This is a genomic window from Meridianimarinicoccus roseus, assembly GCF_003172915.1.
Lineage (GTDB): Bacteria > Pseudomonadota > Alphaproteobacteria > Rhodobacterales > Rhodobacteraceae > Meridianimarinicoccus > Meridianimarinicoccus roseus.
The window spans coordinates 1-19,548 of record NZ_QGKU01000050.1 but is presented as its reverse complement, the minus strand read 5'-3'; the positions used below and the strand labels follow the sequence as shown (position 1 = coordinate 19,548).

The following is a 19,548-nucleotide window of genomic DNA, read 5'->3' as shown; positions in this document are numbered from 1 at the left end:
CCGGAGCAACAACAAGGAAGACCCGGCATGTCAGACGGCATGAAAGGCGTCCTCGCCATGATCGGAGCCTGCACGATCTGGGGGCTGTCACCTCTTTACTACAAGCTGCTGTCCGGTGTTCCCCCGCTCGAGGTGCTATCCCACCGCACCTTGTGGTCGCTGGCGTGTTTCGCGCTGATCCTGCACCTGCGCGGCCAGCGCGGCTGGGTCGGCACCTGCCTTGGCGGTCGCTCTCGGCTGCTGTTGACGACATGCGCTGCCGTCGCGATCGCTGCCAACTGGGGGCTGTTCATCTTCTCGGTGCAGTCCGGCTTCGGGCTGGAGGCATCGCTTGGTTACTACATCTTTCCTCTCGTCGCGGTGCTGTTCGGCTTCGCGTTCTACAAGGATCGGCTGCGCCCCCTGCAATGGGCGGCCGTTGCTGTGGCGGCGGTGGCGGTCGGGCTACTGACGGCGGGTCTGGGCGTGGTGCCGCGCCTGTCGCTGCTGATCGCGGTGACCTTCGGACTTTATGGCGTTTTCAAGCGCCGCCTGAAGGCCGACCCGATGGCGACAGTCGGGGCGGAAGTGCTGGTGCTGGCCCCGGTGGCGGTGATCTGGCTGTCCGGCGTCCACATGGCAGGCTGGACGGATATGACCGGCAGGCCCGGCGGTGTGTTCTCGCATGACCTTTCGGCAAGCCTGCTGCTGGTACTGTCCGGGCCGCTGACCGGCCTGCCGCTGATCCTGTTTTCCTATGCAACCCAGCGGGTTATTCTGCCAACCATCGGGTTGATACAATACCTCAATCCGACCCTGCAGGTGTTCTGCGCGGCCGTCATCTTCGGGGAAACTGTCACCCAGTGGCATGCCATCGCCTTCCCGCTGATCTGGACGGGCCTTGCGATCTATTCGCTGGACAGTGTGCGCTTTGCACGCAGGGCCCGCCGGTCTGAGCGCCTCAAAGGGCTTTGACCATACGTAACCCCCTTGCTATAAAGGCGAAATTCCTTCGCAGCAGGAAAGGGTGCACCCCGTGTCCGCCGACCCGCCATCGCCTTCCGGTTTTGCCGCGCGCCCCTGGTGGTTGATCGCGGTTGGCGTGGCCGCTTCCGTCGGTGTTGGTGCGTGGGTGCTTCCGGGCCTACGGCTCGATCCGGCTGCGGACCCAACTGCGCCCAGTGCCGCCATGCAGGCAAGCCTGCCGCGAGGCACCACCGATAGACCGGACACGGCACAGGACGGCGCAGGCACCGGCGCGACAGGTCCGCAGCCGGGCGATTCCGAAAGCGCGGCGGCCGCCAATCTTGGGGAGCCTGCCTTCGATCTTGTGCGCAGGGAAGCCGACGGCACGACGCTTGTCGCCGGCAAGGCCCGCCCGCGCGCGGAGGTGTCGCTTGTGATCGACGGCGTAACCCGCGCGCGCACCACCAGCGACGCACAGGGGCAGTTCGTGGTATTCGTCGCGCTGGAAAGCAGTTCGGATGCGCGCGTGATGTGGTTGCTTGCGAGCGAGCGGGACGGCGAGGTTCTGGCCTCCGTCGATACCGTGATCCTTGCGCCCGACGGGGTGGCGCCGCCGGCACCGGAAGGCCCGGTCGGCGGGTTTGCCGTCCCCGGGCCAGTGGGACCGGACGGCGCGCCGTCGGCGGTGGCGTTGCTGGCCCCGCGCGCTGCGCCGCCCGCCCGGGTGCCGAACGACCTGCGCTATTCTGCCCAGCCCGGCAGCGCGGTCGCCGGATCGGGGGCGGCGCCCTCGTTGCCAGCGCGACGTTCAGCGCAGGACGCTGCACCGGAGGCCGATAGTACCCCGGCAGGGACCGGCGTCGCCGCCACATCCGCAGATCAACGGCAGTCCGGTGGCAATGACCGGCTCGCACCGCCCGCTGAGCCAGCCGCTACCGATTTGGCTGCACCCGCGGGGGGCGCCGCGCCGGAGGGACTGGCGGCAACTCCGACGGCGCCAGGGCGCGCGCTGCTGAACGACACCGGGGGGGTCCGGTTACTCGACACGCCGCCGCTGTCAGGCGGAGCACAGGTCAGGCTGGACAGTCTCGATTACGGCCCGAACGGTGGGGTCGTGCTCCGCGGGCGCGCGGCGCCGGGCGGCACGGTCACCGCGCTGCTGGACGGCCGGGTGCAGGCCCAGGTCAATCCTGACGCGGGCGGCGCCTTTACGCTCACCCTCGATGGCGTCGCGCCGGGCGACTATGCGCTCAACCTTACCCGGCGCGATGCCGCCGGAGCGGTGTCGGGAAGCGTCGCCGTGCCGTTCCGCCGCGAACCGCCGAGCGTGGTCGCAAACGCCCTGACCGACGCGCCCGCGCGGATGGTCACTGTCCAGCCGGGGGCCACTCTTTGGGCCATCGCGCGGGACCGGTACGGTGACGGGACCCGTTACGTGCAGGTCTACGACGCAAACCGTGACGCGATCCGCGATCCGGACCTGATCTATCCCGGTCAGGTGTTCGAACTTCCCGAGTCGCCGCGCCCGTGACAAGTGCCCCGTCGGGCGCTAGGTCAAATCCATGATAGTTGACCGGACCGCGCCACACAGAAATGGCGCCCGTACACAGGCACCCCGATGAGACCCAACACAGATGCAACCGCGCCCGAGGACAGGCTCAGGCCGCCCAATGGCGAGGAAGCGGGCGCGCTGAGCATCATCACACGCGTCGGCCCATACCTCTGGCCGAAAGATGCCCCGTGGGTGCGCGTGCGCGTCGTGGCCGCGCTGGCGGCACTTGTCGCGGCCAAGCTGGTCGCGGTGGGCACGCCGTTCTTCTACAAGGCCGCCGTCGATGCGCTGGCGGGCGAGGCCGGGGGCGACGCGGCGTTCATGCTGGCGATGGGCGCGGTCGGGCTGACGGTGGCCTATGGCATGGCGCGGGTTCTCAATGTCGGGTTCCAGCAGTTGCGCGACGTGATCTTCGCCCGCGTCGGCCAGCGCGCGCTGCGCGCCGTCGCGATCGAGACCTTCACCCACATCCACCGCATGTCGCTACGCTATCACATCACGCGCAAGACCGGCGGATTGAGCCGGATCATGGAACGCGGTGTGAAGGCGGTGTCGTTCCTTTTGCGTTTCATCCTGCTCAGCATCGGGCCGCTGCTGCTGGAGCTGCTGATGGTCGGAGTCGTGCTCGCCACACTGTTCGACATCTGGTATCTCGTCGTGGTGCTGGTGACGGTCGTTCTTTACGTGGCGTTTACCTTCAAGGTCACCGAGTGGCGCGTCGGCATCCGGCGCGAGATGAACCGGCAGGACACCGATGCCAACCAGAAGGCGATCGACAGTCTGCTGAACTTCGAGACCGTGAAGTATTTCGGGGCCGAGGACCGTGAGGCGCGCCGCTATGACAGCGCGATGGCCGGCTACGAAGACGCCGCACTGCGCACGTCCTATTCTCTTGCCTTTCTGAATTTCGGCCAGTCGCTGCTGATTTCGGCCGGCCTGATCGGCGTCATGGTGATGGCGGCGATGGGGGTTCAGAACGGCAGCCTGACGGTGGGCGATTTCGTGATGGTAAACGCCTACATGATCCAGATCACGATTCCGCTGAACATGCTGGGCATGGTGTATCGCGAGATCCGGCAAAGCCTGATCGACATGGCCGAAATGTTCGCGCTCCTGGACCAGCCGCCAGAGGTGTCCGACCGGCCCGGCGCGCCGCCACTGCGTGTGCGCGACGGGCATGTACGGTTCGAGAGTGTGGAGTTCGGATACGATCCCGTGCGCCCGATCCTGAAAGGCATCAGTTTCGAGGTGCCGCCAGGCCATACCGTCGCGCTGGTCGGCGCGTCGGGCGCGGGCAAATCCACCATCGGGCGGCTGCTGTTCCGGTTCTACGACGTGTCGGCTGGATCGGTGAGTATCGACGGGCAGGACCTGCGCGACGTCACGCAGGCCAGCCTTCACGACGCGATCGGCATCGTGCCGCAGGACACGGTGTTGTTCAACGACACGCTCTACTACAACATCGCCTATGGCCGCGAGGACGCCACCCGCGCCGACGTGGAGGACGCCGCGCGCGCCGCGCGCCTGCACGACTTCATCGCCTCGCTGCCAGATGGATACGACACCCAGGTCGGCGAACGGGGTCTGAAACTGTCGGGCGGCGAGAAGCAGCGCGTCGGCATTGCCCGGACGCTGCTGAAGAACCCGCCCATCGTACTGCTGGACGAGGCGACAAGCGCGCTAGATACCCAGACCGAACGCGACATTCAGGACAGCCTTCGCGCGATGAGCGCGGGACGCACGGTGATCACCATCGCGCACCGCCTGTCCACCGTGGTCGACGCGGACACGATCCTCGTGATGGAGGACGGCCGAGTCATCGAGCGGGGCAGCCATGACGCGCTGCTGGCCCGCGACGGACAATATGCTCGCCTTTGGACCCGTCAGGCGCGCGAGGCCGCCTGACGGCTGGCCTGCGCCGTTAGGGGCGGGCGTTTTGTCGGACAGGTGGGCGGCGCGTTGCGGGCCTATTCTGCCGCGCGCAGCGGCGCATCGGAGGTGTGCGGCGGGAGCCCGGCATCGGGCAGGTCTGTGTCCCACAAAATTTCCGGCGCGCCCAGCTTGCGCGCGCGACGTCGAAGCACCCAATCCTGCGCTGCGCGGCTCGACCGCCCGCCTGTCCAGCGCGCCATCACCCGGCCCAGCGCCAGCACGTAACTGCCGGCCCAGACCCGCAGCGCCAGCATCGCCGGTGTGAAAACCAGCGTCAGCATCGTCGCCACGCCAAGCCCGAACACGACCGCCGTGGCAAGCTGGATCCACCACAGCGCAGTCGGACTGTTCAGCGTCGCGCCGCCGTCGATGAAATCGAGGCTGAGCCCGAACATCATCGGCGTCAGGCCCGCCATCGTGGTGAGCGTCGTCAGCAGCACCGGCCGGATGCGGGTTTCGGCGGTGCGCACGATCGCCTCGATCCGCGGCATGTAGCGGCTGTATTCCTGATACGTGTCGATTAGCACGATGTTGTTGTTCACAACGATCCCGGCCAGCGCGACGATCCCGGTGCCGGTCATGATGATGGAGAAGGGCTGTCCCATCACCATCATTCCGATCAGCACGCCGGTGGTGGACAGCACCACCGCCAGCAACACCAGCACCGCATTGTAGAAGCTGTTGAACTGGGCCAGCAGGATGATGAACATCAGCCCAAGCGCACCGAGGAAGGCATTGCCGAGGAAGGCTTGGCTCTCGGCCTGCTCCTCCTGGTCGCCGGTCCATTCCCAGCCCACGCCCGCAGGTAGCGGCGCATCGGCCTCCAGCCAGTCTGTCAGCAGCGCGATGCGTTCATTCGCGTTGATCGGCGCGCCCGCGTCGTTGGTCAACCCGGCGGTCACGTCCGCCTTCACGTCGTAATAGCGTTTCTGGTCGATTCTATTGATCTCGGCCAGCTTGCGCACAGGGGTGATCGTGATGAAATTCGCCAGCGGGATCAGCCCCTCGGCCGTGCGCACGCGCAGCGTCTCGAGCGTGGACAGTAGCCGGTCCTCGGCAGGCAGGCGCACGCGAATGTCGATCTCTTCGTCCGAACTGTCCACGCGCATCGTGTCCAGCAGCACGCCGCGGGTCACCAGTTGCACCATCGCGCCGACAGTGGTCACGTCCGCACCGAAGCGGCCGGCTTCTTCGACATCAACGTCGATCTGCCAGTCGATGCCGGGCAACGGCAGCGAATCCTCGATCGCGAACAACCCATCGGTCGCCTCGAAGCGGGCGCGCACGGTTTCGGCGGCGTCCGCCAGCGTGTCAAGGTCCTGCCCGGTCAACCGTAGGTGTAGCGGCTTGCCCTGCGCCGGACCCTGCGCGAGGTCCGTGATCTCGGTCCGGATGCCGGGGATCTCGTCCAGCCGCGCCTGCATCCGGTCGATCACCGCGTTGCCGTCGTAGTAAGGGTCCACTTCCTCGCGCAGGAAGAGGCGTTTCCAGATCCCGCCGTCAACGGGAACGCGCGGGCGATCTGCCCAGGGGATCATCTCGAACTGGACCTGCCCGATGGTGTCGACCGGCCCTTCACCGCCGCCGGTGTTGGAATTCAGCCCGCCAGCGCCGGCAAAGGCGAAGGTGGCAGACACACCCTCGGTGGCGATAACGACATCCTCGACCTTCCGCACCAGCGCGTCCTTGTCGGACACCGACAGGTTGCCGCGCGCGCGAACATAGACGATGGCCTGTTCCGGTTCGCTTTCGACGAAGAATTCGACACCATTGTTGTTGCTGCCGAAATAGGTGAAGACCGACACGACGAAGAAGACGACGGCGCCGATGGTCACAATCGGCATGACCGGGTTTCCGGCGATCGCGCGGATAAACAGCCCGAACGGCGTGCGGCGATACCCGGCCTCGATCCGCCGCTCGCGGCGGGCGGGCCGCACTGCGCTCATGGCGATGGATGCGGCCGAGGCGGCAAGGCAAAACAGCACAAGCCCCGGCAGCGCCCCGACAAAGCCGCCCGGTGCCGCATCGCCCAGCAGGTAGGCCGGGTTGATCACCTGCATCGCCGCGACGAACAGCAGGTAGAGCGTCACCGGCACCAGCGCAGCGCGCAGCAAGAAGGGCCGCCCGGCCAGAAGCCGCGCCGAGACTTCGAAACTGCGCGCCAGCCGACCCGACACGCCGCCCATCACCGGCAGGTAGATCAGCGCCACAACCAGCGATGCGGACAGAACAAAGATCAGTGTGACCGGCAGCATCCCCATGAATTCGCCCGGCACGCCCGGCCAGAACAGCATCGGCAGGAAGGCGCACAGCGTCGTGGCGGTGGAACTGACGATGGGCCAGAACATCCGTTTGGCGGCCTCCACATAGGCGCGCATCGGGCCGGACCCTTCCGAAATGCGCCGGTCGGCGTATTCCACCACCACGATGGCCCCGTCCACCAGCATCCCGACGGCAAGGATCAGCCCGAACATCACGATGTTCGAGATCGTCACTCCCATCACCGCGAGGAAGGCGAAGCACAGCAGGAACGAGGTGGGAATGGCAAACCCCACCAGCAGCGCGGGCCGCGCCCCGAGCGAGGCAAGCACCACGATCATGACCAGCGCGATGGCGGTCAGGACCGACCCTTCAAGTTGCCGGACCATGCTGTCGACGATTGTGGACTGGTCGTTGCTGGCGGTGACATTCACCGCGTCCTGCAAGGCCTGCGGCCATAGCGCGCGTTCGGCCTCCACCTCGGTGCGCACCAGCGCGGCGGTGTCGATCAGGTTGTATCCCTTGCGCTTGACCACCTGCAGCGCGACGGTCTGCTGCCCGTTGAACCGCGCGGTGCCAACCGCGTCCTCGAAGGTCAGGCGGATGTCGGCGACATCGGACAGCGTCACCACACGGTCGCCATTGGTCTTGACCGGCAGGTTGAACACGTCACGGCTGTCGTCGAACGAGGCCGGGATCTTGACCCCGAAAGCGCCCTGGCCCAGCTCAAGCTCGCCCGCGGCGATCAACTGGTTGTTGTTGACCACCGCGCTGATCAGGTCCGACGCGGTCAGGTTGTAGCTTTCCAGCCGCACCGGATCGATGATGACTTCCAGCATCTCGTCGCGATGCCCGGCCAGTGGCGCCTCCAGCACGGCCTCGAGCCCCTCGAGCCTGTCCTGCAAAGACTTGGCAAGCCGAAGCAATGTGCGTTCGGGCACCTCGCCGGTCAGGCTGACGATGATTATGGGAAATTCCGAGAAGTTGATCTCGTTGATGGAATATTGCTCGGCGCCGTCCGGAAAATTCGACTCCGCCTTGTTCATGGCGGCGCGGATATCGGCAAGGATCTTGGTCTTGTCCCAGCCGAATTCGAATTCCAGTCCGATCCCGGCATAGCCCTCGGCCGCCGTGGCGGTCATGGTCTTCAGCCCGTCGAGATCCGCCAGTTCCGTTTCCATCGGCTTGACCAGAAGGCTTTCGGCGTCGATCGCAGAGATGCCGGGGAAGGGGACCGACACGAAGATCGCCGGGATCTCGATGTCCGGCTCACCCTCCTTGGGAAGCTGGGTATAGGCGTATCCGCCCACCAGCAGCGACAGCGCGATGAACGCGAGGATCATCCGCGCGCGCGCCGCCGCCCAGTCGATCATGCCGGTCATGATCCTTGCTCCGCTTCGGTGACGTCGACTGGCACGCCTTCGGTCACGTATTCTTGGCCGGTGATTATAATGCGAACGGTGTCCGGTAGTCCCGTCACGATCACCCCGTCCAGTGTGTCGCGCAGCAGCTTGACCGGGTAGAAGCGCACGGTGTCGTCGGCGTCCACGGTGCGCAGGCCCATCGTGCCGCTGTCGTCGAGGGTCAGCGCCGAGGCCGGAACCCTGTGCGCCGCAACGCCGTCGGCGGCGATGGCGATATCGGCGGACTGCCCATCCCGCAGCGCCAGGTCTTTATTCGGCGTGGTGATTTCCACCTGGAAGGTGCGCGTGGCCGGATCGGCCGAGCGGGACAGGAAGGTAACCTGTCCCTGCACGTCGCGCCCCGAGGACAACCGCGCCTGCGCCGCAGCACCGATCTGCACGTCGTCCACAACGGTTTCAGGCACATAGGCGACGATCTTCATGGGATCGAGTTGCAGGATCGTGGCGCAATGGGTGCCCGGCTGCATGAGGCTGCCCAGTTCGGCGGTGTCGCTGTCCAGCACGCCGTCGAAGGGCGCCGCGATGACCAGCCGCCCCAGTTCGGTCTGCGCCGCTTCCACGGCGGCCCGCGCGCTTTGCAGCGTGGCCTTGGCCGACACCGCCCGCGTTTCCGATGCGAAGCCGCCCTCTGCGAGACGCGAGGCGGCGGTGTCGCTGATTTGCGCTTCGGCCAGCCGCGCCTCGGCCTCGGCCAGTTGCGCGCGCCGGATCCCCGGATCGATCCGGCACAGCGTATCTCCCGCCGACACGAAAGCACCCTTGCGCAGCGGTTCCGAAATCACCCGGCCCGAGGTTTCCGCCTGCACGTCCACATGGCGCACGGCCTCGGTCTGGCCGCGCAGCGAGATTGCGCTGTCCACCCGTGTCGCGGTGCTGTTCATCACGACGACCGCGACGCGGCGGGCCGTCGCGGGCGCGCTTCCGGGCGCGTCGTCACGCGCTGGGAGGCTCGTATCGGCGGCTTCCTGCGCATCCGTCGCCGCGGGCCTGCCGTCGCGGCCGGCGAAGTCGAACAGCCGGTCACGTTCGAACACCACGGCGTAGAGCACGAGCGACACAACAAGCGCCGTGATAATGGAAAGAAATCGCATGGTTCGAACCTGTTTGCTTGCCGGGGGCGTCCGCCGCGGCCGCGGCCGCTCTATGGATGTGCGGTATACGCTAAACCGATTGGTTCAGTTCAATCATTTTTCCGGGCCGGGTTCAAGTCGCTCGGCGCGCTTCGGGGCGCGCGAAATCGTCCGGGCACCCTTGGCAACCGGACGCCGGGCGCGCTATGAACGCGCCACCGCAGCCGGGAGTGATCGCGTGAGCCAGACCGACAGTTTCATTGATGAAGTCACCGAAGAGGTTCGGCGCGACCGGATGCTTGGGCTGGCACGGCGCTATGGCTGGATCGTGGCGCTTGTTCTGGTCGCCGTCGTGGGCGGCGCGGCCTTCGTCGAATGGCAGAAGGCGCGTGATCGCGCGGCGGCACAGTCGCTTGGCGATCAGATCTTCGCCGCGCTGGAAAGCGGAGCGGGCGTTAGCCGGGCAGCGGCGCTTGCCGATATCGAGGCCGATGGTGTCGCCGCGGCCCTGGTCGACATGCTGACGGCGGCAGAACTTGCTGCGAATGATGTCGGCGAGGCGGGCGAGATGCTGGACGCGCTGAGCGCGGACGAAAGCCTGCCCGAGATCTACCGCGCGCTTGCCACGCTAAAGCTGGTGATGTTGCCCGACTATCCGATGTTCAGCGACGCCAAAATCGCCCGGCTGGAGCCGCTGACAGCGCCCGGCGCGCCGTTTCGGCTTATGGCGACGGAACAGCTGGCGCTTCTGCACATGGACAATGGCGAAACCGGCAAGGCGCTGGATCTGCTGCGCCCGATCATGACGGATGCCGAAGCCTCGCCGGGCCAGCGCCAGCGCGCACAGCAGCTGTTCATCGTGCTTGGCGGCGATCTGGAAGGCGCGTGACGTGATCCCACTCCGCCTGCGCGTTCTGCCGGGGCTGACGCTGGGGGCCGCCCTTTTGCTGTCGGCATGTGCCCCGCCCGAGGAAATCCTGCCCGGCGAGCGGTTCGACCCGCGCGCCACTGCCGAAGCGGTCGAGGCGTTCGATCCCGAGGCGCCGCTGCCCACCGAACCGCTGCCGCAGCCGCCGACGCGCATTCCGGCCCGGCCCTATGTCGTTACCGGCGAGGCGCCGCGCCTGTCACTGCCTGCTGCGCGCGCCAATGCGGAATGGACCCATGTGGGCGGCTCCGCCACGCACGAGATCGTGCATCCCGCGCTTGGTAGCACGCTGACGCGGGTCTGGAGCACGCAGATCGGTCAGGCGGCGACACGGCGGGTGCGCCCGACAGCGGACCCGGTGGTCGCGTCGGGGCGGGTTTTCACGCTCGGTGCGTTCAGCACCGTTCAGGCCACGTCGGTAAACGGCGCGGCGTTGTGGTCGCGCGACCTGACACCGCCGGGCGAACGTCCGGGCGAGGCGGCGGGTGGCGGACTGGCCGTGGAGGGAAACCGGCTTTACGTCACGACGGGCTATGGCCGCTTGCACGTGCTCGATGCGACCTCTGGCGCGATGGTCTGGACGCAGGCACTGGATGCCGTGCCCAACTCTGCACCCACGGTGTCGGGTGATATCGTCTACCTGACGACCCGAGGCAGCGAAGCGCTTGCGCTCGATCGCGAAACCGGGCGAGTGCTGTGGCGCTTGTCGGCAGGGGAAAGCGGGTCTTTTACGTCGGACGGGGCGTCGCCCGCGGTTTCCGGTCGCACGGTTCTGTTTCCGTTCGGTTCGGGCGACGTGATCGCAGCCCTTCGACTGGGCGGCGTTCGGTTGTGGTCCACGACGGTCACCGGCGAGCGGGTCGGGCGCGCCTATGCGCAGGTCACCGATATTACCGGCGATCCTGTCATTTCCGGCAACACTGCCTATATAGGCACCCCGACCGGGAGGCTCGCCGCCGTGGACATGGGCACCGGAGAGCGGAACTGGACAGCGGGCGAGGGCGCGACCAGTGCGGTCACCGTGGCGGGCGGTTCGGTGTTTCTGGTGTCGGATCAGCGCGAGTTGATGCGCCTGTCTGCGCGGGACGGCAGTACGATCTGGTCCGGCACCCTGCCATTCTACATCACTGAGAAGGTGCGTGCGCGGCGGGGCGTCTATGCCCATTATGGGCCGTTGCTGGCGGGCGGGCGACTGATCGTGGCCTCATCCGACGGTATGCTGCGGGAATTCGACCCCGCAAGCGGCGCGCTGCTGCGCGCGACCGACCTCGGTTCGCCAGCCGTTGCCGCGCCCGTGGTCGCCGGGCGCACGCTGTTCATCGTGACGGAAAACGGTACGCTGCACGCTTTCAGATAGCGCAAGCTTCGTGTAAGGGCTGCTGTCTGGAACGTTCAGAGGACCCGCATGTTCACCCTCGCCATCGTCGGCCGCCCCAACGTGGGCAAGTCAACCCTGTTCAACCGCCTCGTGGGGCGCCGCCTGGCGCTGGTCGATGACCAGCCCGGTGTCACGCGCGACCTGCGCGAGGGAGAGGCGAAGCTGGCCGATCTGCGCTTTACCGTGATCGACACCGCCGGGCTGGAGGATGTCACCGACGACAGCCTGCAGGGACGGATGCGGCGCCTTACCGAGCGCGCGGTGGACATGGCCGATGTATGCCTGTTCGTGATCGACGCCCGCGTCGGCATCACGCCAACGGACGAGGTGTTCGCGGATATCCTGCGCCGTCGCGCACCGCGCGTTATCCTTGCCGCCAACAAGGCAGAGGGCGCGGCCGGGGAGGGCGGCGTGCTTGAAGCCTATGGCCTTGGCCTTGGAGAACCGCTGCGCATCTCTGCCGAGCATGGCGAGGGTATGAGCGACCTGATGTCGGTGCTGCGCCCGATATCCGAAGAGTTCGAAGAGCGCGCGCGCCGCGACGCCCCGGCCACGGATATTGCCGTGGAAGACGGCGAGATCGCCGAGGACGCACCTGACAAGCCACTCCAGATCGCGATCGTCGGGCGGCCCAATGCCGGCAAGTCCACCCTGATCAACAAGTTTCTCGGCGAAGACCGTCTGCTGACCGGCCCAGAGGCGGGCATCACCCGCGACAGTATCTCCGTCACGATGGACTGGGACGGTCGCCCGGTGCGCCTGTTCGATACTGCGGGGATGCGCAAGAAGGCCAAGGTACAGGACAAGCTGGAAAAGCTGTCCGTGTCGGACGGACTGCGCGCCGTGCGTTTTGCCGAAGTGGTTGTCGTCTTGCTGGACGCCGCGATCCCGTTCGAACAGCAGGACCTGCGCATCGCCGATCTAGCGGAGCGCGAAGGCCGCGCTGTCGTCGTCGCGGTCAACAAGTGGGATCTGGAAGAGGATCGGCAGGCCCGTCTTGCCGCCCTGAAGGAGGCGTTCGACCGCCTGCTGCCGCAACTGTCGGGCGCGCCGTTGGTCACTGTGTCGGCCAAGACCGGGCGGGGGCTGGATCGGCTTCAGGCGGCGGTCCTGAAGGCCCATGACGTGTGGAACCGGCGGGTGGCGACCGCGCGGCTGAACCAGTGGCTTTCGAGCATGGTGGAGGCGCACCCGCCGCCGGCCCCCGGCGGCCGCCGGATCAAGCTGCGCTACATGACACAGGTAAAAACCCGCCCGCCCGGGTTTGTGGTCATGTGCTCGGCGCCCGACAAGCTTTCGGACAGCTACAAACGGTATCTTGTCAATGGCTTGCGGGCTGATTTTGATATGCCGGGCACGCCGATCCGGCTGACCTTTCGCAGCCAGGCGGACAAGAACCCGTACAAGGACCGCAAGAAGGTCGGTCCATCAAAGCTGCGCAAGCACCTCTCTGGCAGAAAACCTGATTGAATTTCACGGCATTGGAAGTCGATCTTCACATGCTCGACCGTTTGGCGGACGGGCAGGGAAGAGATCAGGCCAGCAGGCCGTCCGCGCCAAGGCGGGTATGCCCGCCAAGATAGCGGTGCAGCACTTCGGGCAGATCGACCGATCCGTCCTGCTGCTGCCCGTTTTCCAGCACCGCGATCAGAGTGCGGCCCACGGCAAGCCCTGACCCGTTCAGCGTATGGACGAATTCCGGCTTCCCGCCGCCTTCAGGGCGGAACCGGGCGTTCATGCGCCGGGCCTGGAAGGCCCCGCAGTTCGACACGGAACTGATCTCCCGGTAGGTGTTCTGCCCCGGTAGCCAGACCTCGATGTCATGGGTCCGCACGGCACCGAACCCGGTGTCGCCAGAGCACAGGACGACCGTGCGGAACGGAAGGCCCAGTCGGCGCAGGATGTCTTCGGCCAGCCCGGTCATACGCTCATGTTCGGCGACCGACTGGTCCGGCTTGACGACGGACACCATCTCGACCTTCTCGAACTGGTGCTGACGCAGCATCCCGGCGGTGTCTCGGCCCGCGCTGCCGGCCTCGGACCGGAAGCACTGGGTGTGCGCCACGTAGCGGCGGGGTAGGTAGCTTTCCTCAACGATTAGCCCGTTGACGATATTCGTCAGCGTGACCTCGGCCGTGGGCACAAGCCACCACCCTTCGCGGGTCTGGTAGCTGTCCTCGCCGAATTTCGGCAACTGGCCGGTGCCATAAAGCATTTCTTCCAGCACCAGGACGGGTGTCCATGTCTCGGTCAGGCCATTCACGTCGACATGGGTATCGAGCATGAACTGCGCCAGCGCGCGATGTATGCGGGCGATAGCACCGGACAGTACCACGAAGCGCGCGCCTGAAAGTTTCGCGGCTGTCTCGAAATCCATTCCGGGTTGTACGCCCTTGATCTCGTAGTGCTCCTTCGGGTCGAATTCGAACGTCCGGGGAGTGCCATCGCGGCGCAGCTCGACATTGGCGGTTTCATCCGGGCCGTCGGGTACGTCGCTTGCCATGATGTTTGGCAGCGTCATCAGGAGGCTTCGCAGGTCCTCGTCGGCCTGTTTGGCTTCGGCTTCCAGCCCGGACATCTCGATCTTCTTGGCGGCGACGAGGTCCCGGAGCCTCTGAAATTCTTCTTCGTTCCCGGCAGCCTTGGCCGCACCGACCTGCTTGGAGGCGGCATTGCGTTCCGCCAGGACAGCTTCGGAGGTGGCGATCTTGCTGCGGCGGATGTTGTCGAGGCCCAGCACTTGATCGGCCATCCCTGTCAGCCCGCGCCGGGACATGGCGGCATCGAAGGCGGCGGGGTTTTCGCGGATCTGGCGAATGTCGTGCATGGTGGTCCCTTTCGTGCTCGCACGCGTTATGGCCGATCCCGGAGCAGGGGAAAAGGCCCCAAACACGCGCGATACGCGGCACAGGGCGCATGTTTGGTGCGCCGATGGCGCGGGCCGTGGGCGGGTGCGGCCATGATTGCAGGTCGGGCTGGTCAGCCGGGGGGGCTTTGACTTGGGCCCCGTCATGGGTTCCCGCGGGGCTGTTCCCGTGTGTTCGCCGCGCGTTGCTTCGCCGGTGCCTGAACGCGGGGTCGCGCGTTTCGTATCGGGTCGGGCAGCGGGAATAGCAAGCGACCGGTCCTCCTCGCACGGCGGTCGTTTCGATGGCCGGTGCGCGAAGGGTCGGCACGCAGGTGAGGTTCATGCCTTTGCAGCTGCTGAAAAATTCCAGCCTCGACGCTCATTGCGGGCCTCGTGCTACGGTGAGGACTGTGGTCACAGGGGGGCGGTGCGCAGATCGGACAAGGAGGCGGGCTCGTCGTTCGGCCACCTCGAACTGGAGGAGCCTCCCGGCCGGCATCCGTTGCGCAAACTCCGGGCCGTCGTCAAGTGAGCCAACGATCCGCCTTGGTTCGATACCCATGGCGAACGTGCTGGTGGCCTTCGATGCCTCGTTCGGCGGGCTCTGAGCGGGGGAGGGGCGCTCCTCCATCTTCCCGAAACGGCTGATCCGGACCAGCCTTGCTCAGTTTCTCTACCCGATCCGGTCCGAGCGGCAGTTCACGAAGCAAATGGACAACAGCCTGTAGTTGAGTTGGTTCGTGGGCCTCGGTGTCGATGACCCGGTGTGGCACTCGACCGTGTTCAGGCAGAATGTTGGATGTCGCTGAGAACTGAGCCGGCATTGCCACCGAGATCTGACCCGCCTGGTTGTTATGCTTGCTGGTTCATGATGGGGTCAATGCCGGTATCTCCTTCCGTTTCTTCTTCGCCGTCTCGGAGCTGGCCTTGAACCGATAGCTGTCGTTGCCGGTCTCGAGGATGTGGCAGCGGTGGGTGAGGCGATCGAGCAACGCGGTGGTCATCTTGGCATCGCCGAAGACGCTGGCCCACTCGCTGAAGCTCAGGTTGGTGGTAATAGCGACGCTGGTACGTTCGTAGAGTTTGCTGAGAATATGGAACAGCAGCGCATCGCCCGAGGCGCTGAACGGCAGGTATCCCAGTTCGTCGAGGAGTGAGGCATGGGTCGCCATCGGTTCGAGATCCATGCCGAACAATTCGGTCTTCACCAGCGCCTCGGCGATCTTGCTGGCCTTGCCTTGGGCCTTTTCCTGCTCCAGCGCATTGACCAGCTCGACGGTCGAGAAGAAGCGCACGCGTTTGCGGTGGTGCTCGATGGCCTGGACGCCGATGGTCACGCCAAAGGCGTGCTTTCAGCACGACCGCGACATGGCTTTTCCCGGTACCGGGTCCGCCGATCAGCACGACATTCTCGGCCGCATCCATGAACTCGCACCGATGCAGCTGGCGCACGAGGGCTTCGTTGACCTCGCTGGCGGCGAAGTCGAAGCCGGACAGGTCCTTGTAGGCCGGGAAGCGCGCGGCCTTCATGTGATAGGCGATCGAGCGCACCTCGCGTTCGGCCATTTCAGCCTTGAGCAGCTGCGACAGCATCGGGATTGCCGCGTCAAATGCAGGCGCTCCCTGCTCCGTGAGGTCATGCACGGCCTGCGCCATGCCCGGCATCTTCAGGCTGCGCAGCATGATGACAATGGCGGCTCCGGCGGGGTCATGACGCATGGCGTGTGCCTCCCCGCAGCCCGTCATAGCGTGCGACATTGGCCTCAGGTTCCTTCGTCAGGGCGAGACCGGAAGGCGGCGTCACATCGGGCTGGTCGGCCGATTTGCCATCCACCAGCCTGTGGAGCAGGTTCAGCACATGGGTCTTGGTCGGCACGCCCGCCTCCAGTGCCATTTCCACGGCGCACAGCACGGCCTGTTCATCGTGATGCAGGACGAGGGACAGGATCTCGACCATCTCCCGATCGCCACCGGGCTTGCGCAGCATCTGATCCTCCAACTGGCGGAATGCCGTCGGCATTTCGACAAACGGGGCGCCGTTGCGCAGCGCGCCCGGCTTGCGCTGGACCACGGCGAGATAATGGCGCCAGTCATAAATGACGCGCCCTGGCTGACGGTGCGACCGTTCAATGATGCGCTGATGCTCGCAGGCCACGTGCCCTTCGGCCGTCACGCCAAAGGCGTGCTTTCAGCACGGCACCAGCCGTTCGGGGTAGATGTGCAGGCTGACAGGGCGGTTCGCGAAGCTGGCAGGCACAGAGTAGCGATTACGATCGAAGGTGATCAGGCAGGTGGGTGACACCCTCTTGCTTTGCTCGACATAGCCATCGAAGGCCGTGGGTAACGGCATCAGCGCGAGCTTCTCGGCCGCCCAGACGTCGGCGAGGCTGCCGGGCAGGCTGCCATGCGCGGTCTCACCCCAAAGCGCCTTGCACCGCTCCTCAAGCCACACATTCAAGGCATCAAGTCTGGAAAGGCTGGCATCACCTGCCAGAGCCGGTGGCGCGCATCGCAGACGTTCTTCTCGACCTGGCCACTCGCCATTGTCCTCGGACCATGTATGGATGGCCCCTTGGCAAGAGCTTTGTTTGGCTTTTCGGCACTCGGTCGGTCGCGGCCATGTATACGGCGTCTGTTCTGCGGCATAAGCTGCCGCGCGCCCTGATGAAGTCCGCTGGAGTGGACGGGTCCCGATCAATGGCACGCGGTCCAAGCCGCTCCGGTCCGAACTGGGCGTCCCGTCCTTCCTGTCCTCCGCCTATGCCATCACCTCACGCTGCGCCTCACCGTCTCGGGGCCGCTGGACGCGTCCGGCGGCGATCTCGGTCTCAGCTGGGCATGGTCCGGTAGCTGTCCTCTCGGGCGATGAGTGCCCAGACGGTGCGGGCCATGCGGGCGGCCAAGGCCACGGCGACAACCTTCACCGGCTTGCGTGCGAGCATCCGGTCCAACCAGTCCGGCACCTGATCGGCCAGGATGGGCATCTTGTCTCGCAGCGCCCAACGTCGAATGACGCTTAAAAATCCCATGTCGATCACTCCGATAACCCCCGACGAATTCCGTCAGGGGAAAGGTTCCACATGGGTCAATTCTCAGTGACAATTTCGACTGCTGCCGGGTCAGTTCTCAGTGACATCCAACACGCCACGAGGATGCGCGGTGCCGCCAATTGCGACCGCTACGACAGTCTCAGGAGAACAACGGATGGAACGATCACAGGTGCTCGACGCCATGGGCCAGTTGAAGCTCTACGGCATGAGGACGGCCTACGACGAGATCATCGCCACTGCGGTCAAGCGCCAGCACGAGCCGCAACAGATCATTGGCGACCTCCTGACAGCCGAGATCAGTGAGAAGCAGGCGCGCTCGATCAAATACCAGCTGACCATCGCCAAGCTGCCGCTGGCCAAGGAGATCGACGAGTTCGACTTCGAGGCGGCCGAGGTCAACGAGACCCTGATCCGGGACCTGGCCGCCGGAGACTTCCTCGACCATCAACGCAATCTCGTGCTGATCGGCGGCACCGGAACCGGCAAGACCCATCTGGCGGTGGGCATAGCGCGCGCCTGCATCCGCAATGGCCGTCGCGGCCGGTTCTTCAATGTCGTCGACCTCGTCAACAAGCTCGACGCCGAAGCCCGCGCCGAACGCCAGGGCCGGACCGCGGACCTGATCTCCCGTCTCGACTTCCTGATCCTGGACGAACTCGGCTATCTCCCCTTCGCCCAGACTGGCGGTCAGCTCCTGTTCCACCTGATCAGCAAGCTCTACGAACGGACATCGATCATCGTCACGACCAATCTCGCCTTTGGCGAATGGCCCACCGTCTTCGGCGACGCAAAGATGACCACCGCGCTGCTCGATCGCCTGACGCACCACTGCGAGATCGTCGAAACCGGCAACGAAAGCTGGCGCTTCAAGAACCGCGCATAGCGCAAACGGCACCCCCGCCGGCCCGTCGCCGCTGCGCTACATGGAGACTACGCAGCGCCGGGCCAGCTTAGCTCCAGGGGGGCAATTTTGGGCGCCGATAGAGGGTCAGGATTGGGCTCTGTCGCGCATTTGGTGCAGTTGAGTTGCCAGAACGCTATATCTCGGCGAACTTGATGGAGGTTGCCGATGGGTTCATGGTTTTCGCGACGAGATTTTCTACCGGCAGGGTTGAAGGCCGACCGGGTTGAGCTTGATGGCAACAGGATTCGGGTCCACGCCCGTTCCCTGGATGCCTCGGCAGCATGTCCCCGCTGCGGCACGGTCTCTCGTCATGTCCACAGCAAGTATTGGCGTCGGCCAGCCGATCTCCCTGCCCATGGCCGAGAAGTTGAACTGGTTCTGCTGGTTCGTCGATTTCGTTGCCGCGCTGTAGGTTGCCCAACGAAGATTTTTTCAGAACGGTTCCCGCCTGATGTCACACGGCCACATGCGCGCCGGACGTCACGCTTGCATGAACTGGTGCGTCACATCGGCATTGCTCTCGGTGGGCGCCCCGCGCAGGCGCTGGCCGGACGGCTTTTGCTGCCGGTGAGCAAAGACACGTTCCTGCGCAGCGTTCGGGCGAAGACCGAGGGGGTTGTCGCGGACCCCCGCGTGGTGGGTATCGACGACTGGGCATGGCGGAAGGGACAGCGCTACGGCACGCTGATCTGCGATCTCGAACGGCGGAAGGTCATCGATCTGCTGCCCGACCGGGATCCCGCCACTGTGGAAGCGTGGCTCCGCGCGCGTCCCGGGATCGAGGTTGTTGCCCGTGATCGCAACGGTGGCTACGGCGGTGCCACCGCGCGTGCCCTGCCGGACGCGGTTCAAGTCGCAGATCGTTGGCATCTGTTAGAGAATGCAAGTACCGCCTTCCTGGCCGGAACATGCCAGCCATTCGCAAGGCTATCGGGGTAGAGACCCTCGATCCGAGGCTTTTGACGGGAGCGGAAAGGCTGCAATTTGAGGGTTTTCAAAGACGCCAGCAGACCAACCACATGGTCCGCCGAATGGCAGATGAGGGTGTTCCCATCAAACGGATTGTGCGCCTGACCGGGCTGAGCCGCGGCTTGGTCCGCCAGATCATCCGCGGTGAGCGAGAAGATGTTTTTCGCATCCGCGAGAGCAGCTTGACCGCTTGGTTGCCTCGACTGGAACGTGAGTGGAGCGGCGGATGCCGCAACAGCGCAGAACTCTAGCAGTGCCCCCGGACGTGGTGTAGGAGGAGGCCGCGCGC

The 19,548-nt window shown here is 65.6% G+C and carries 11 protein-coding genes and 3 pseudogenes; 8 read left to right on the top strand and 6 right to left on the bottom strand.

All coding sequences use genetic code 11. From position 1 onward, the window contains the following. Window positions 1-27: 27 nt before the first annotated feature. The 3 genes from rarD (at window position 28) to DKT77_RS16805 (ending at window position 4,402) form a co-directional block, all read left to right on the top strand. A complete protein-coding gene (gene rarD, locus DKT77_RS16815; RefSeq protein WP_109812838.1) occupies window positions 28-954 on the top strand; it encodes an EamA family transporter RarD in 927 nt (308 codons plus the stop codon). A gap of 61 nt (window positions 955-1,015) precedes the next feature. Then, a complete protein-coding gene (locus DKT77_RS21140) occupies window positions 1,016-2,476 on the top strand; it encodes a LysM peptidoglycan-binding domain-containing protein (RefSeq protein WP_238547972.1) in 1,461 nt (486 codons plus the stop codon). Window positions 2,477-2,563: 87 nt separating this feature from the next. Continuing rightward, the gene (locus DKT77_RS16805; protein ID WP_109812837.1) at window positions 2,564-4,402 is read left to right on the top strand and encodes an ABCB family ABC transporter ATP-binding protein/permease; all 1,839 of its coding nucleotides are present in this window, start codon (window positions 2,564-2,566) and stop codon (window positions 4,400-4,402) included. A gap of 62 nt (window positions 4,403-4,464) precedes the next feature. Here the strand turns inward: DKT77_RS16805 and DKT77_RS16800 are convergent, their stop codons facing one another. Both DKT77_RS16800 and DKT77_RS16795 read right to left on the bottom strand, forming a co-directional pair. Next, complete coding sequence (locus tag DKT77_RS16800) at window positions 4,465-8,070, bottom strand: efflux RND transporter permease subunit (protein ID WP_109812836.1); 3,606 nt, start codon at window positions 8,068-8,070, stop codon at window positions 4,465-4,467. Continuing rightward, window positions 8,067-9,203, bottom strand: coding sequence for an efflux RND transporter periplasmic adaptor subunit (locus DKT77_RS16795; protein WP_109812835.1), 1,137 nt, complete (start codon window positions 9,201-9,203; stop codon window positions 8,067-8,069). Before DKT77_RS16795 ends, DKT77_RS16800 begins: the two co-directional genes overlap by 4 nt. A gap of 217 nt (window positions 9,204-9,420) precedes the next feature. On the opposite strand from DKT77_RS16795, the gene DKT77_RS16790 reads away from it, so the two are divergent. Genes DKT77_RS16790 through der form a run of 3 tightly spaced genes read left to right on the top strand, consistent with a single transcriptional unit; the run spans window position 9,421 to window position 12,958 of the window. Continuing rightward, a complete protein-coding gene (locus DKT77_RS16790; protein WP_109812853.1) occupies window positions 9,421-10,071 on the top strand; it encodes a hypothetical protein in 651 nt (216 codons plus the stop codon). Window position 10,072: 1 nt separating this feature from the next. Continuing rightward, window positions 10,073-11,467: a PQQ-like beta-propeller repeat protein gene (locus DKT77_RS16785; RefSeq protein WP_238547971.1), complete on the top strand. Its 1,395-nt coding sequence runs from the start codon at window positions 10,073-10,075 to the stop codon at window positions 11,465-11,467. A gap of 48 nt (window positions 11,468-11,515) precedes the next feature. Beyond that, a complete protein-coding gene (gene der / locus DKT77_RS16780; protein ID WP_109812833.1) occupies window positions 11,516-12,958 on the top strand; it encodes a ribosome biogenesis GTPase Der in 1,443 nt (480 codons plus the stop codon). A 64-nt stretch (window positions 12,959-13,022) separates the two neighbouring features. On the opposite strand, the gene serS is transcribed toward der, so the two are convergent. From serS to DKT77_RS21550, 4 genes and pseudogenes are all read right to left on the bottom strand, one after another. Then, window positions 13,023-14,315 carry a serine--tRNA ligase gene (serS, locus tag DKT77_RS16775; RefSeq protein ID WP_109812832.1) on the bottom strand — a complete coding sequence of 431 codons (1,293 nt, stop codon included), beginning with the start codon at window positions 14,313-14,315 and terminating at the stop codon, window positions 13,023-13,025. Window positions 14,316-15,202: 887 nt separating this feature from the next. Beyond that, window positions 15,203-16,055: pseudogene (istB, locus tag DKT77_RS16770) on the bottom strand (IS21-like element helper ATPase IstB). Continuing rightward, a pseudogene (locus DKT77_RS16765) lies at window positions 16,045-16,871 on the bottom strand (Mu transposase domain-containing protein); the annotation flags it as partial. The pseudogenes istB (DKT77_RS16770) and DKT77_RS16765, both read right to left, overlap by 11 nt. Before the next feature lie 293 nt (window positions 16,872-17,164). Beyond that, on the bottom strand, window positions 17,165-17,365 hold the full coding sequence (locus tag DKT77_RS21550) for a hypothetical protein (RefSeq protein WP_146205027.1): 201 nt from the start codon (window positions 17,363-17,365) through the stop codon (window positions 17,165-17,167). Between the two features lie 175 nt (window positions 17,366-17,540). Between DKT77_RS21550 and istB (DKT77_RS16755) the strand changes: the two genes are divergently transcribed. Then, window positions 17,541-18,269 (top strand): IS21-like element helper ATPase IstB, encoded by a 729-nt coding sequence (gene istB, locus DKT77_RS16755; RefSeq protein WP_109812830.1) that lies wholly within the window; start codon window positions 17,541-17,543, stop codon window positions 18,267-18,269. 186 nt (window positions 18,270-18,455) lie between these two features. Continuing rightward, window positions 18,456-19,507 (top strand): annotated as a pseudogene (locus DKT77_RS16750) (ISL3 family transposase); the annotation flags it as partial. Window positions 19,508-19,548: the final 41 nt, after the last annotated feature.

What these genes read in the sequence shown, in the direction of transcription:
- istB (WP_109812830.1), top strand. Translation starts at nt 17,541, where the DNA reads ATGGAACGATCACAGGTGCTCGACGCCATGGGCCAGTTGAAGCTCTAC.
- serS (WP_109812832.1), bottom strand. Translation starts at nt 14,315, where the DNA reads ATGCACGACATTCGCCAGATCCGCGAAAACCCCGCCGCCTTCGATGCC.
- DKT77_RS21550 (WP_146205027.1), bottom strand. Translation starts at nt 17,365, where the DNA reads ATGGGATTTTTAAGCGTCATTCGACGTTGGGCGCTGCGAGACAAGATG.
- der (WP_109812833.1), top strand. Translation starts at nt 11,516, where the DNA reads ATGTTCACCCTCGCCATCGTCGGCCGCCCCAACGTGGGCAAGTCAACC.
- DKT77_RS16805 (WP_109812837.1), top strand. Translation starts at nt 2,564, where the DNA reads ATGAGACCCAACACAGATGCAACCGCGCCCGAGGACAGGCTCAGGCCG.
- DKT77_RS16795 (WP_109812835.1), bottom strand. Translation starts at nt 9,203, where the DNA reads ATGCGATTTCTTTCCATTATCACGGCGCTTGTTGTGTCGCTCGTGCTC.
- rarD (WP_109812838.1), top strand. Translation starts at nt 28, where the DNA reads ATGTCAGACGGCATGAAAGGCGTCCTCGCCATGATCGGAGCCTGCACG.
- DKT77_RS16800 (WP_109812836.1), bottom strand. Translation starts at nt 8,070, where the DNA reads ATGACCGGCATGATCGACTGGGCGGCGGCGCGCGCGCGGATGATCCTC.